The following is a 15,310-nucleotide window of genomic DNA, read 5'->3' as shown; positions in this document are numbered from 1 at the left end:
GATACCTATCAAACACACAACCCCTAAATAATTAAAGAAGGATAAGCTTAAGCTTATCCTTCTTTAATTATTTAGGGGTTGTGTGTTTGATAGGTATCTTTATTAAATCTCCCGGATATATATTAACATCTACCATTTGATTAAATTCCTTTATTTCAAATACCATTTTTCTTATATCATAGTTTTCGGGCATATTATCAATAGCTATTTTCCATAATGTATCACCTTTTTTAACTTTTACTATAGTATAATCAACTCTGTATGTAGAACTATAAGCTTTTTGATTGTTAGTAAGCATGAATATAATAGCTATCGTCATAATTAATGTAATCACTATAAAAGAAACAAATTTTTTCTTATCAACTACTCTATATCTTTTTCTTTTCATTTATTAATCACCTCGCACATTAGTTCAAAACATCTGTTCTGATTATATTTTATTAAAACATTTGTTCTTTGTCAATACTTTTTTCAAAAAAGAACTAACGTTTGATTATTTTTTTTGACTATGGTATAATAAGTTAAATCGATATTTAAAATATTATCGTTTGAAAGAGCTTATTCTTGCACTTTTTTGCTTTGAATTAGAATTATTTACTTTGAATTATATGTGAGGTGTTTAGTGTGTATGAAGATTTAAATCAAACCCAATTAGAAATATTGCATTTTATGAAAAGTCAAATTCAAAAAAAAGGTTATCCCCCATCTGTAAGAGAAATATGTAAAGGGGTTAATCTAAAATCTACTTCTACCGTTCATCGGCATCTAGAAAAATTAGAAACAAAAGGTTATATTAGAAAAGATCCTACTAAACCAAGAGCTATTGAAATATTAGACAGAAATGAAGATTCTTTATTTGCTACTAAAAAAACAGTAGATATACCTATTATAGGTAAAGTCACTGCTGGACAACCAATTTTAGCAGTAGAGCATATTGAAGATACTTTTCCCGTACCAATTGAAATGGCTGAACGAGGCCCCTTATTCATGTTGGAAGTTCAAGGAAATAGTATGATAGATGCTGGTATACTAAGCGGTGATTATGTCTTAGTTAAACAACAAAACCATGCAATAAATGGCGACATCGTAGTTGCTTTATTAGAGTATGAAGCTACTATAAAAAGATTTTTTAAAGAAAAAGAATATATACGTCTTCAACCTGAAAATGAATCCATGTCTCCTATATTAGCAAAAGATTTAACCATACTAGGCAAAGTTATAGGCTTATACAGAAAATTTTAAAAATTACAGCAACCAATTTTATATTATGTCAATAAAAACAAGCTAACTAATTAATTAGTTAGCTTGTTTTTATCTATTAAATTTTTGTTATATAGCTTACTTAAAGAACTTATAACACCAAGCTTGCAATGCTCATAAGTCAATCCTCCTTGATAATAAGCAAAATAAGGTTCCCTCATTGGTCCATCTGCACTTAGTTCAATAGAAGAACCATCAATGAAACCTCCTGCAGCCATAATAACCTCATCATCATATCCTGGCATCTGCCAAGGTAATGGAGTTACATGAGAATCAACTACTGAAGCTTGTTGGATTCCCTTACAAAATTCAACAACTCTATCCGGAGAATCTAACTTAACAGCTTGTATTATATCACTTCTAACATCATCTATTTCAGGCACAATTTCAAATCCTAATTCTTTGTATACAATTCCCACTAACAATGCTCCCTTTAAAGCTTCTGAAACTACATGAGGAGCCAAAAACAATCCTTGTAATGTTGACCTTGTTGTGCCAAAAGTCAATCCACAATCTTTCCCTAGGCCTGGTGCCGTGCTTCTATTTGATACTTGTTCAACTAGTGAGGACTTCCCCACGATATAACCTCCTGTTAAAGCTATACCGCCACCTGGATTCTTAATCAATGAACCTGCCATAATGTCTGCACCTATATTAGTTGGTTCCCTTTTCTCTAAAAATTCACCATAACAATTATCTACCATAATAATGACATCCCTATTTACTTCTCTCACCTTTTTTATAACTTCATCCATTTCATCTATAGTAATAGCTTTTCTATCACTATATCCTGTAGATCTTTGTATTAATAATAATTTAGTGTTATTATTAATATGGTTAATTGTCTCAGCTATATCTATTTTAGTGTTTTTTAATGGTATTTCCTTATACTTAATACCATAATCTAATAATGTGCCATCCAAACTTCCCTTTACTCCAATTACTTTTAGCAATGTATCATAAGGTGTACCAGTTATGGAAATAAATTCATCACCTGGCTTTAACAATCCAGATAAAGTTAAGGTGATAGCATGTGTCCCCGATACAATAGTTGGTCTTACTAGAGCATCCTCCGTATTAAATACTAGAGAGTAAATCTCCTCCACTTTCTCCCTGCCTACATCCCCATATCCATATCCTGTAGTCCAATTGAAGTCAGTGGAACTAAGAGTTACCTCCTGCATACTTTTAATTACTTTATATTGATTATACTCTTTTACTTTATTAATATAATTAAATTTATCTAAAATCTTTTTTTCTTTTAAATTAACAAACCTAATTATATCTTTATTAAAACCAAAGTGTTTACATAATATATTTATTGTCTCCTTGTCCATTACTAATCCAGCCTTTCTTCATCTCAATTTGAATACAAAAGCCTCTGAGTTCAATCAGAGACATTTGTTTTGTTAAAATCATTATTCTACTGTTTTGTTACCTAACAAATTTATTGGTCTAACTGGTATTATTGTGGATATAGCATGTTTATATATAAGTTGTTGCTTTCCTTCACTATCCAGGATAATAGTATAATTATCAAATCCTTTTACTATACCTTTAATTTGATATCCGTTTATTAAGTAAATTGTAATAATAGTATTATCTTTTCTTGCTTTATTAAGAAAAACATCTTGCAAATTTGTCGTAGTTTTCACATATTTCCCTCCCTTAGGTATTTAAGTTAATAATATTTTTGGTATAACTAATTAAATAATTATTTATATCAGTCATAGAGTTAAATTCATTTGCATCAATCCAATGTATTCTTTTATCTCTTTTAAACCATGTCAATTGTCTTTTAGCAAATCTCCTAGTATTTCTTTTGAGAGCTTCAATTGCTTTATCTAAACAGATATTTCCTTCTAAATAAGATACTATCTCTTTATATCCAATTCCTTGCATTGAAACTAGTTCTTTGTTATATCCCATGTTCAATAATTTTTCAACTTCTTCCACTAAACCTTCTTTTATCATATCATCTACTCTTTTATTTATGCGAGAATATAAAACAGCTCTGTCCATAGTTAGTCCAATCATTACCAAATTGTATTTATCTATCTCTCTTCTAAAATTTTTATTATAATATGACATTGGTTTCCCAGTTTCATGATAAATTTCCAAAGCTCTGATTACCCTTTTCCTATCATTTGGATTTATCCGCTTTGCAGATGCTTTATCAATTTTATATAATTCATTATGGATATATTCATTCCCACATGTATCTGCTAATTCATTATATTTATGTCTAAAATCTTCATTTGCTTCTACTTTAGTAAATCTTAATTCATACACCAGAGAATTGATATATAAACCAGTTCCTCCAACAACAACAGGTATCTTGCCTAATTCATTTATTTTGTTAATATACTTTTCTGCATTCCTTTTATAATCTGCAACAGTAAACTCTTCATCAGGATATACTATATTTATTAAATGATGTGGAATGTTTTCCATCTCCTCTCTTTTTACTTTAGCAGTTCCTATATTCATATATTTATATATTTGCATAGAATCTGCAGATATTATTTCCCCATCAATTTTTTTAGCTAAATCTATAGATAAAGAAGTTTTACCTACGGCAGTTGGTCCAATAAGAACTAATAAGTCTTTTCTAGATTCCAATAATATCATCCTTTTATATAATTCTTTTAAACTCTTTTTCAATGTCTTTTCTTGATATTTCAATAATTGTCGGTCTTCCATGCGGACAAGTATATGGATTCTTAGTTTTACTTAGCTGTTCTATAAGGCTTTCTATTTCAATTTTACCAATATTATCGCCACTTTTAATAGCTTTTGTGCATGCAATCTTAATTATCTTATCCAAGTTAACTTGATAACCACTCTTAATATTTAACTCTAAAGTATCTACTATATCTAAAAATAATTTTCTTACTTGAGGCTTCCCAAATAATAAAGGAACACCTCTTATAATAATACTATTATTACCAAACCTTTCTACTATAAAACCTAATTCTTTTAACAGCTCTATATTATTCACTATAGATTCAACTTCTGCATTGCTAAGTTCAATTATTTCAGGAGCTAAAAGGTTTTGAATTATAACTTTTTCTGATTCATATTCTTTTTTGTATTTTTCATACATAACTCTTTCATGAGCAGCATGTTGATCAACTATAAAAACTCTTTCTAATTCAAGGTTTTCTAGCAATATAAAAGTAGAAAATAAAACTCCAACAACTTTTGAATTTATTAGTGTATTAACTAATTGTTTATCCCCAATATTATTATCATATATAAAAGTATTTTTGTTATTAGTCTCTATAGCATAAATTCCTATATTTTCTTTTGAATTTACTTCTCTCTCCTCTTTATACAAATCATTGTAAATACTAATCTCTTTATTCTCTTTTTTAACCTTATCTTCTTCTAATATATCTTTTTCAAGGAAAGTTTTTTCATACAAAAGTGGTAATTCATCCTCTTTACAATTATCCTTTTTTTCTTTATTGAAAGTTATTTTAGGAATAGACAGTATTCTATCCAATTCTTTATCTATCAAATTATCAAGTGTAGCTTGGATCTCCTTTTTGTTCATGAACTTAATTTCTTGTTTAGTTGGATGAATATTTACATCAATCAGTAAAGGATTTATATCAATAAATAGTATAAATATAGGAAATCTATTAATAGGAATAAGTGATTTATATTTATTTTCAATAAGATTTGATATAAATTTATTTTTAATATATCTATTATTTACATATAAATACTGATGATTTCTATTACTTCTATAAAAAGTATTGTTTGATATATATCCATAAATACTGAAATCTAAAGTTTTGTAGTTTATACTTATAAGATTTTCACTAAACTCTTTCCCTAATAAAGTATAAATATTTGATTTTAAATCATTATTTTTTGATATATTAAATATTACTTTATTATCCTTTATATACTTAAATGAAACTCTACTATTTCCTAAAGCTAATTTATACATAATATCACTTATATAGTTAGATTCTACAGTATCAGTTTTCAAAAAATTTTCTCTAACTGGAAGATTATAAAACAAATCTTTAACAATCACAGTAGTTCCTTTTGGACATCCTACTGGCTTTGTCTTTATTACATTACCATTTTCAACAAAACCCTGTATACCAGATAAATTACCTTCTGTTTTAGTTAGAACCTCCATTCTTGATACTGCTGATATGCTTGCTAATGCTTCACCTCTAAATCCAAAAGATAAAATATTATATAAATCTTCAATATCAGATAATTTACTCGTAGAATGACGTTTGAAAGCAATCTTTAAATCATCTTGCGTAAAACCATCACCATCATCTGTAACCCTTATATATTTTTTCCCTCCATTATTTATCTCCACCGTTATATTTGACGCATTTGCATCTAAAGAGTTTTCTATAAGCTCTTTGATTATAGAGGCAGGTCTTTCAATAATTTCTCCTGCTGCAATCTTTTGAATAGTCAATTCATCTAATATTTTAATATTGCTCATTTCATGCTCTCTCCTTAAGCTTCTTAGCTTCCTCCGTTAAATCATATAATATATTAATTGCTTCAATAGGTGTTAACTTAGAAATATCTAGTTTTTTTATTTTATCTATTAAATAATCCTTTTTATAGTCTAAAAAATCTAGCTGCTGATTGTGAACTTTTAAATTACTAGTATCTGAAGAATTATGATTTTCTTCTATTTGATATAGTATTTCATTTGCTCTAGCAATGATTTTTTTATCAATTCCTGCTAATTCAGCTACTTGAATACCATAACTTTTATTTGTACTGCCTTCAGTTATTTTTCTCAAAAATATTACTTCATCGCCTCTTTCTTCAACTAATATAGTTAAATTTTTTATTCCTTCTAGAGTATCTTCTAGCTCTATTAATTCATGATAATGAGTCGCAAAAAGAGTTTTAGCTTTTATATTTTTTGCAATATGTTCTATAACAGACCAAGCTATACTTAAACCGTCATAGGTGCTTGTACCCCTACCTACTTCATCTAAAATAATTAAACTATCTTTAGTTGCATTTTTTATAATATTAGCTACTTCATTCATTTCAACCATAAATGTACTCTCACCTTGGGACAGATTATCCGAGGCGCCAATTCTTGTAAATATCCTATCTACAATACATATATCTGCTTCCTTCGCTGGAACAAAAGAACCGATTTGTGCCATCAAAGTAATAATTGCCACTTGCCTCATATAGGTAGATTTTCCAGCCATATTGGGTCCAGTTATAATCTGTATTCTATCGCTAGCTGTATCCATGTAGGTATCATTAGGTACAAATATACCCTCAACCATAGTAGCTTCAACAACAGGATGTCTTCCCTCTAAAATTTTAATTACACCATTACTGTTAAGTTTAGGTTTTACATAATCATTGTTATATGCTACTTGAGCAAATGAATTTAAAACATCAATAGTAGAAATCTGTTTGCTTACCTTCTGGATTCTATTTGTCTGTAACTTTACTTTGTTTCTTATATCATTAAATATATTATACTCTATATCTACTATCCTATCTTCAGCTCCTAATATTTTTGTTTCAATTTCTTTCAGCTCTTCAGTATAATATCTTTCAGAATTAGTCAAAGTTTGTTTTCTTATAAAATAATCTGGAACTAGATTTAGATTAGAATTTGTGACTTCAAAAAAATATCCAGATTTTTTATTAAATCCAACCTTTAAGTTTCTAATACCTGTTTTCTTTTTCTCATCATTTTCTAAGTTAGCTAACCACTGTTGGCCTTCTTTACTAGCCTTTTTAAATTCATCCAAATTTTTATCAAAACCTAACTTTATTAACCCACCTTCCCTAACTGAAATAGGAGGTTTATCTACAATAGATTTGTCTAATAATTCGTAGACATCATTTAAAGCATCAATTTCCATTCCTAGCTCAATAAACTTTTTTTTATTTGACTTTAATAATAAATTTTTTAATTCTGGAATCATACCTATGGAAACTTTTAAAGAATATAAATCTCTAGCATTACAATTACCATATGATACTTTTCCTATTAATCTTTCTAAGTCATAAATATTCTTTAAGCAATCCTTTATTTCATCCATTAATATAATGTCATTCACAAACAATTGTACCATATTTTGCCGTTTCTCGATTTCATCAATATTAATTAAAGGTTGCTCCAACCAATTTTTCAACAACCTTCCTCCCATAGCAGTAGAAGTCTTATCTAATAACCATATTAGAGCCCCTTTTTTCTCTCTTGTCATAATTGTTTCATGTATCTCTAAATTTATTCTCGTATTTATGTCTAATATCATATATTCATTTGTATTATAAAAATCCAACCGATTTATATGTTTTAGAGAATCTTTTTGAGTTTCATATAAATAATCAATTAGTTTCCCAGTAGATAATACAGAATACATTTTCCCTTCTAATCCTAAAACTTTTAAATTATCTACATTAAAATGATCAACAATTATATTTTCCCAGTTTTTATTATTTATATTTTCACTTTTATAGATATTTATATAAGGGTTTATCCTATTTTCAATAGTTTTAAGGAGCTTTTTATTTTTTAAAAATTTCTCATTACATACTATCTCTGAAGGAAATATTTTTCCTAACTCATCTAATATAAAACTATATGATTCATTTTTACTTCTTAAAATCTCTGTAGTATACATTTCTCCTGTAGAGCTATCTACATAAGATAATCCAACACCTTTTTCATCTAAATAAATTGAAGCAAGATAGTTGTTAGATTTTTCATCTAACACATTTGTATCTGTTATAGTTCCTGGTGTTATTATTCTAACTACATCTCTATTTACCAATCCTTTAGCTACTGAAGGATCTTCCATCTGTTCACATATAGCAACCTTATACCCTCTTTTTACCAATTTTGAAACATATATTTCGGATACATGATGAGGAACTCCACACATTGGAGCTTTTTCATTTCCTCCTGCTTCTCTATGGGTTAATGCTATTTCAAGCTCCTTGGATGCAACAATGGCATCTTCAAAAAACATTTCATAAAAATCTCCTAATCTAAAAAAAAGAATTGAATCTTCATACTTTTCCTTAATCCTTTTATATTGTTTCATCATTGGTGTTAAATTGTCCAAATTTAACCCTCCCGAATTAAATAATATAACCTTCTAATGTAAATGATTTGACTTTGTCTATCTTTACATTTACCATATTTCCAATTAAATCTTTATTAGCTTTAAAATGTACTAATTTGCCATGAGATGTCCTACCAGTTAATACCTCTTCATTATTTTTACTTACTTCTTCAACTAAAACTTCTACAATTTTATTTTCAAATTTTATATTTTGCTCATAAAATATTGGATATAGAGTGTCTAGTAACCTTTGGAATCTTTCATGTTTAACTTCATCTGGAATTTGATTTTCCATTTTAGCTGCAATAGTACCTTCTCTTATTGAATATAAAAATGTAAAAGCAGCATCATATCTAACTTTTTTTACTAAATCCAAGGTTTCATTAAAATCCTCTTCTGTTTCTCCAGGAAAACCTACTATAATATCTGTAGATATTGCAATATTAGGTATTCTCTTTCTTATCTTTTCAATTAATCTTAGATAATCTTCTCTAGTGTACTTTCTGTTCATCTTTTTCAAAATATTATTGCTACCAGACTGAACAGGTAGATGTAAATGCTCACATACCTTGTCTAATTTGGCCATTGCTTCTATAAGTTCATCTGATAAATCCTTTGGATGAGAAGTCATAAATCTAATTCTTTTTATCCCTTCAATTTTATTTACATCTTTTAATAAGTCTGCAAAAGAATAATCATAGCCTAAAGTTTTCCCATAAGAGTTTACATTTTGCCCTAATAAAGTTATTTCCTTGTATCCTTCCTTTGCTAGACCCTTTATTTCGTTAATAATATATTCTGGTTCTCTACTTCTTTCTCTACCCCTTGTATATGGAACAATACAATAAGTGCAAAAATTATTACAACCATACATTATATTTACATATGCTTTAAAAGTATATTTCCTATTAGCTTCTATATCTTCTACTATTTCTCTATTATCCTCAACTATGTCTACGACAGTTTTATTAGTTTGGTAATATCTATTAATAAGTTGTGGTAACTTGTGTATGTTTCCAGTCCCAAAAATGATGTCTACATGTCTATATTTAGTAAGTATTACTTTTCTAGCCTTTTCATGTTGCATCATACATCCACAAACAGCTAGTATTAAATTTGGCTTCCTTCTCTTTAAAGCTTTTAACGCTCCTAATTGACCATATACTTTAAATTCAGCATTTTGTCTCACTATACATGTATTATATATAATAAAATCGCTCTCTTCTTTATTCTCTGTCCATTCATAACCCATGTTTTCTAATATCCAAGATATTTTTTCAGAATCATGTTCATTCATTTGACAACCATAGGTTATAATTGTATATTTTTTATTTTTCATTTATTTTCCTCCTAAAACTAGTCATCTTTTATTATAACAAAAATGTAAAAAAATAAAACCTATCTTACTAAAACATTATACCATTATAAATAGCCTATTGAAAGTTCAATAGGCTATTAAAGATTGCTAATTATTAAATTTAATCTTCCTGTATCAACACATTTTCATAAAGTTCACAACTCTCCAAATAACACATACCACAAACATTATTTATACATGAAATAGCACCACATTTTTTTTGAATATGTCTTTGCTTAGACTTAATAGGTTTTTTCTTTTTCCTCATATTAATCAACCCCTTTTATCTATTTATAATAAAATTATAACATGTAATTTATTATAATACAAGGGATTTTTCTGAAAATTGAATTCTATTCTTATTAATATTTCATATTACCCTGCTTCTAAGATGCTTATTTTATTATTCTGCAAGTTTTGATTCATGCTTCTTCATATATTGAATTATTTACTGCTTTTAAATATCTTTTGGAAAAAAGATTTATTATTTTCCATCCTCTTTATTCTTTCTCTTAATTCTGCAACTTCATAAGATTTTTCTTTAACTTTCATCTTTAGTTTTGCATTTTCACATATTAACACATCCCTTTCTTTACTGCTTAATTCATTTCTCAAAGCTGTAATTTCACTCATCAATTCTTTTATGATTTCTTCATTGTATTGAGTATTACTTTCCAATGTTTTTATTAAACCATCAAAAAATACCTCTTCCAAATTTATACTAATTTCTCTAGCTAATTCAATTGAATTGATATTTTCTTGTTGGCTGATATTTGTTAAAGCAGTTTCTTCATTGGAATTTATCAGTATTTCTGGTGATTTTAAGATTAATTTAATTTGTTTATTACTAAATCCCTTGTCTTGAAGTGATTTAATATATTGAAATATTTCAATTTCAGAATAGGTATAATATCTGTGGTTAGACTCATTTCTCGGAATCTCTAGTTCAAATTCTTTTTCATAATATCTAAGTACATGAGGAGGGTAGCCTGTTAGCTCAGCTACTTCAGATATTGGATATTGTTTATCAATTTCTATCATTTTAATACCCCCTTAAAAACAGTCTTATATTAATATTCTTTAATACTTTTAAAATTCCTTTACAAAAAATAATATTTTATTTAACAAATACTGCTATAATATTTAATTAATTTACATAAAGCAAAATAAAATAATAAAAGAGCTGAGATTCAGCTCTTTTATTATAGTTTAATATTATCTTCTAGCATTTTTGATAATAATTTTATAGAGTTTATAATATCATTTTTTGAAGCCATTTCTATTGTAGAGTGTACATATCTAGTCGGTATAGATATTACTCCAGAAGGCACTCCTTCCTTGGTCAAATGAATAGCACCCGAATCAGTACCACCATATTCTAACACTTCCAATTGATACGATATATTATTTTCTTTCGCAACCCCTATCATAAATTGCCTCAACTTTGGATGAGTTAAAATTGAATTATCCTTAACCTTTATAGCAGTACCTTTATTTAAACCTATTGCGAAAGTTTTTGCCTTAGGAGTATCACCACTACCTGTTACATCTATAGCTATACCTATATCTGGATCAATTCTATAAGCAGCAGTTTTTGCTCCTCTTAGACCAACTTCCTCCTGTACAGTAAAAACAAAATATAGATCATTCACATTGTTTTCAATTTGTTTAATAGATTCTATAGCAACAAAACATCCTACTCTATCGTCTAAGGATTTTGTAAATACGACATTATCATTTTCATTATAATCCGATTTATAAACACATATATCACCAATGTCTACAATTTTTTCTGTTTCCTCTTTATTGTTAGTTCCGATATCTATATACATATTAGATAGTTTAAGTTTTGAAATATCCTCAATTGGCTCTGCTGAAATAACTCCAATTGTTCCATTTTCAAATACAACTTGTTGACTTAATGTAATATATGGAGATATACCTCCAATATTTGTAAATCTCAAAAATCCATCATCATCAATGTCAGTAACCATTAATCCTATTTGATCCATATGGGCAGCTATCATAATTTTATTCCCATTACCTTTTTTTCTTGCAATTAAATTTCCTAAATCATCTGTAATAATTTCATCAACATAATTTTTTATTTCTGTCTCTATATAATCTCTAATAAATTTTTCATTTCCTGAAGGTCCATAAATGCTTACTAATTCTTTTAGAAGTTGACTATTAAATTTCATATTACAATTCCCCCTTTTTAAATTCAGATAAAATAGCTTTTAATAATTTTTGAGTATTTTTGTAATCATTCTTACTCATTACTGATGTTGGTGAATGGATATTCCTACAAGGTACAGATATTGTAGTTGTAATTGAACCTTCCTTACTTCTATGTATTTTTCCTGAATCGTTTCCACCCATAGCCGTTTTCCTATATTGATAAGGTATTTTATTTTTTTCTGCAACTTCTATTATTTTTTTTCTAAATTCAATATTATATAGAGTAGTTCTATCTATTAAAGAAATTGCTGGTCCCTTATTTAAATATGTTGGTATTAAATGTTTATCAAGCTTTGGAACCTCATAACATAAAGTTCCTTCCAATATTATACTAATATCTGGTTCTACTCTATATGCAGCTGGGCCTGCTCCTATAAGGCCTACTTCTTCCATTACAGTAAATACCCCATAAAAGCTAATATCTTCTACATTTTTAATAAGCTCAACTAGCAAACTACAACCTACACGATTGTCTAAAGCTTTTGCTTTTACTAAACCCTCACCAAACTCCATATAAGAGCTATCAAAAATTACATAGTCACCAATATTAACTAGTTTTTCCGCTTCTTCTTTTGTATTTACTCCTATATCTATATATAATTGGTCTAAATCTAAAGCTTTTTGCCATTCTTCTTTTTTTTGTAAATGGATTGGTTTTGCTCCTATAACACCCAGTACTTTATTCTTACCAATTAAAACAGGTTTAGAAACTAAAATTCTTTTATCAATACCTCCAACAGTTGTAAACTTAAGTAAACCCGCGCTATCAATATCGATAATCATTAAACCTACTTCATCCATATGAGCCGTTATCATTAATTTTTTAGAACTATTTTTCCCTTTTTTATAAGTTATAATATTACCCAATTTATCTATAATTACATCATCTACATAATTTTGAATTTCATCAAGTATAATATCCCTTACTTCTTTTTCATTACCAGATACACCTGAAGCTTCAGTTAATCTTTTTAATAACATAATAACCCCTCCAAATTCTCATTTGAAATAGAAGCTATGAAAAATGCTAATAGTTTAGCTGTATTTTTTAAATCATTCATATCAATTATTTCTACTGAAGTATGCATATATCTTAACGGTATTGATAGACATAAAGTTGGAATACCTTCCCTTGTGATTTGCATAGCTCTTCCGTCTGTTCCAGTAGGTCCAGGAGTTACTTCAAACTGAAAAGGAATATTATACTCTTTGGCTATCTGGACTATTCTTTCCCTTAGCCCTGGATGAATATTCCCTCCTATTGTTATTCCAGGACCTTTACCCATATCAAGTGTATCGGCTTTTAATAGCTCTGGTGTAGAACCAAAACCTACATCTATTGCAATGCCAATATCAGGATTAATTTTATAAGTACTAGTAAAAGCACCCCTCATACCTACTTCCTCTTGTACCGTTGACACAAAATATATATCTGCTTCATGTTTCATATTTGATAGTTCTTTAATACATTCATACAAAGCAGCTACTCCTGCCTTATCGTCTAAAGATTTACCAACTAACCTATTACCTTGTAACGATTTAAAATCTCTTTTAATAGTAATTGGATCTCCTATCCTTATAAGTTTTTCCACTTCTTTTCTTGAATAACCTATATCAATTATCATATCTTCCATTTTAATAGTTTTATTGATTTCAGAAGCTTCTTGTAAATGAGGTGGCTTAGAACCTATAACTCCATAACAATCTTTTATTCCATGTACTATTACTTCCTGACCTAAAATTGTACGAGGATCTATACCTCCTATATTAGTAAATCTTATAAACCCATTGTCTTCAATGTACTTAACCATCAATCCTATTTCATCCATATGGGCAGATAACATTATTTTTAAATTCGATTGGTTATTTATGCCTTTTTTTATCGCTATAACATTATCTAATTTATCCACAATTACATGGTCAGCATAGCTTTTAAAGACAGAAATTATATTATCGTTTAGCTTAAATTCATACCCAGATACACTACTACCATTACTTAATAACTTTAAAAACTCTTTCGTATCCAATTTTTAACCCCCTTGTACAATATATTTATTGTATTATAACATAATATTTGTTTAGACACACTAATTAATTTTCCCATAGAAAAATGTTTTGATAGTTCTAAAATTATACCTTTCAGGCAATATTATTTGTTCAGTACTTCCAACAAAAAGAACTCCTAGGCTACTCAAACTATTATAAAACTTTTTATATAATAATTCTTTGGCGTCATCAGTAAAATATATCATAACATTTCTACAGACAATCAAATCTATATTATTTGGAAATGGATCCTTAAGAAGATCTAATTTACTAAAATCTACACAATTTTTAACCTTATCTTTTATTTTATATGAGTTCCCAACCTTTTCAAAATATTCTCTTTTATATTCAGTTGGCAAACTGGCTAAAGCCTTCTCAGAGTAAAGACCTACTTTAGCTTTTTCTATTGCCCCATCATCAATATCAGTAGCTAATATTTTTATTTTTTTTAAATCATAATATTTACTCATTAACATAACTAAAGAATAAGGTTCTTCACCAGTAGAACATGCTGAACTCCAAACTCTTAATGGTTTTTTGTTTTTTTTAATTAAATCAGGTAATATTATTGTTTCTAAAACCTTCCATTGTGATGGATTTCTATAAAATTCTGATACATTAATTGTTAAATAATTTATGAACTGATCTAACATTATCTTGTCCGACTTCAATCCTTTGAAATATTGATTAAAATCATCAAAACCATTTCTATTCATTAATGAAGTAATTCTTCTTTTCATTTGTTTTTCTTTATAGTAATTTAAATCTACATTAATAAGGTCATTTATATTTTTCTTAAAATTTTCATACTTATCCATGGATGCCCCCTTGAAAATTATGAAGAAGTATTTTAATTTAAAAAATTTCTGTGGCATAAAACCACAGAAATATTAATGTAAAGGGGGTCTTGATGTAGTTTGTGAGGTCACATTAATATTTTCTTCATTATTAGATTTATTATACATCAATTCCCTTTACATTTTTATTTATCTTTTACAATATCTTCTATTTTTACGTCTATATCTTCATTTTTAAAGCTCTCACTTTCTTCCTTTTCTTCTTTCTTTTCTACATCTTCTTCTATTGCTTTCATACTTAAACTTATTCTCTGTTCTTCTTCATTTATATCAATAATTTTTACTTTAACTACTTCTCCAACATCTAATCTATCAGAGGGTTTATTTACATGTTCTTTCGATATTTGAGAAACATGTACTAATCCATCAACACCTTCTTCCAATCTAACAAACGCCCCAAAATCCAAAATGTTAACAACTTTACCAAATACTACATCTCCAGTTTTTCT

At 27.9% G+C, this 15,310-nt stretch carries 15 protein-coding genes; 1 reads left to right on the top strand and 14 read right to left on the bottom strand.

The features are described from left to right. Positions 1 to 67: 67 nt before the first annotated feature. Positions 68 to 388: a LysM peptidoglycan-binding domain-containing protein gene (locus tag VK998_RS01355; protein ID WP_325224624.1), complete on the bottom strand. Its 321-nt coding sequence runs from the start codon at positions 386 to 388 to the stop codon at positions 68 to 70. 236 nt (positions 389 to 624) lie between these two features. Between VK998_RS01355 and lexA the strand changes: the two genes are divergently transcribed. Continuing rightward, positions 625 to 1,242, top strand: coding sequence for a transcriptional repressor LexA (lexA, locus tag VK998_RS01350; RefSeq protein ID WP_325224622.1), 618 nt, complete (start codon positions 625 to 627; stop codon positions 1,240 to 1,242). 50 nt (positions 1,243 to 1,292) lie between these two features. On the opposite strand, the gene VK998_RS01345 is transcribed toward lexA, so the two are convergent. From VK998_RS01345 to VK998_RS01285, 13 genes are all read right to left on the bottom strand, one after another. Beyond that, a complete protein-coding gene (locus VK998_RS01345) occupies positions 1,293 to 2,597 on the bottom strand; it encodes a methionine gamma-lyase family protein (protein WP_325224619.1) in 1,305 nt (434 codons plus the stop codon). Between the two features lie 81 nt (positions 2,598 to 2,678). Next, positions 2,679 to 2,915, bottom strand: coding sequence for an RNA chaperone Hfq (gene hfq, locus VK998_RS01340; protein WP_325224617.1), 237 nt, complete (start codon positions 2,913 to 2,915; stop codon positions 2,679 to 2,681). A gap of 13 nt (positions 2,916 to 2,928) precedes the next feature. Beyond that, positions 2,929 to 3,882, bottom strand: a complete 954-nt coding sequence (miaA, locus tag VK998_RS01335) for a tRNA (adenosine(37)-N6)-dimethylallyltransferase MiaA (RefSeq protein WP_325224615.1) — start codon at positions 3,880 to 3,882, stop codon at positions 2,929 to 2,931. Between the two features lie 13 nt (positions 3,883 to 3,895). Next, positions 3,896 to 5,743, bottom strand: a complete 1,848-nt coding sequence (mutL, locus tag VK998_RS01330; protein WP_325224612.1) for a DNA mismatch repair endonuclease MutL — start codon at positions 5,741 to 5,743, stop codon at positions 3,896 to 3,898. 1 nt (position 5,744) lies between these two features. After that, positions 5,745 to 8,360, bottom strand: coding sequence for a DNA mismatch repair protein MutS (gene mutS, locus VK998_RS01325; RefSeq protein ID WP_325224609.1), 2,616 nt, complete (start codon positions 8,358 to 8,360; stop codon positions 5,745 to 5,747). A gap of 16 nt (positions 8,361 to 8,376) precedes the next feature. Then, complete coding sequence (gene miaB / locus VK998_RS01320; RefSeq protein ID WP_325224606.1) at positions 8,377 to 9,699, bottom strand: tRNA (N6-isopentenyl adenosine(37)-C2)-methylthiotransferase MiaB; 1,323 nt, start codon at positions 9,697 to 9,699, stop codon at positions 8,377 to 8,379. 139 nt (positions 9,700 to 9,838) lie between these two features. Next, positions 9,839 to 9,985 carry a hypothetical protein gene (locus VK998_RS01315; protein ID WP_325224604.1) on the bottom strand — a complete coding sequence of 49 codons (147 nt, stop codon included), beginning with the start codon at positions 9,983 to 9,985 and terminating at the stop codon, positions 9,839 to 9,841. A gap of 176 nt (positions 9,986 to 10,161) precedes the next feature. Next, on the bottom strand, positions 10,162 to 10,758 hold the full coding sequence (locus VK998_RS01310; protein ID WP_325224601.1) for a MerR family transcriptional regulator: 597 nt from the start codon (positions 10,756 to 10,758) through the stop codon (positions 10,162 to 10,164). A gap of 161 nt (positions 10,759 to 10,919) precedes the next feature. Continuing rightward, positions 10,920 to 11,918 carry a M42 family metallopeptidase gene (locus tag VK998_RS01305; protein WP_325224600.1) on the bottom strand — a complete coding sequence of 333 codons (999 nt, stop codon included), beginning with the start codon at positions 11,916 to 11,918 and terminating at the stop codon, positions 10,920 to 10,922. 1 nt (position 11,919) lies between these two features. Next, the gene (locus VK998_RS01300) at positions 11,920 to 12,939 is read right to left on the bottom strand and encodes a M42 family metallopeptidase (protein WP_325224597.1); all 1,020 of its coding nucleotides are present in this window, start codon (positions 12,937 to 12,939) and stop codon (positions 11,920 to 11,922) included. Next, positions 12,930 to 13,985, bottom strand: coding sequence for a M42 family metallopeptidase (locus tag VK998_RS01295; RefSeq protein ID WP_325224594.1), 1,056 nt, complete (start codon positions 13,983 to 13,985; stop codon positions 12,930 to 12,932). The genes VK998_RS01300 and VK998_RS01295 overlap by 10 nt, the downstream gene beginning before the upstream one ends. A gap of 60 nt (positions 13,986 to 14,045) precedes the next feature. Next, a complete protein-coding gene (locus VK998_RS01290) occupies positions 14,046 to 14,822 on the bottom strand; it encodes a CheR family methyltransferase (protein WP_325224592.1) in 777 nt (258 codons plus the stop codon). A gap of 164 nt (positions 14,823 to 14,986) precedes the next feature. Beyond that, positions 14,987 to 15,310 (bottom strand): S1 RNA-binding domain-containing protein (locus VK998_RS01285; RefSeq protein ID WP_325224590.1); only part of this gene is annotated, 324 nt, incomplete at its 5' end.

Origin of the sequence: Schnuerera sp., assembly GCF_035459645.1 — a bacterium.
Taxonomy (GTDB): domain Bacteria; phylum Bacillota; class Clostridia; order Tissierellales; family Tepidimicrobiaceae; genus Schnuerera.
This window is presented reverse-complemented; position numbering and strand designations above follow the sequence as displayed.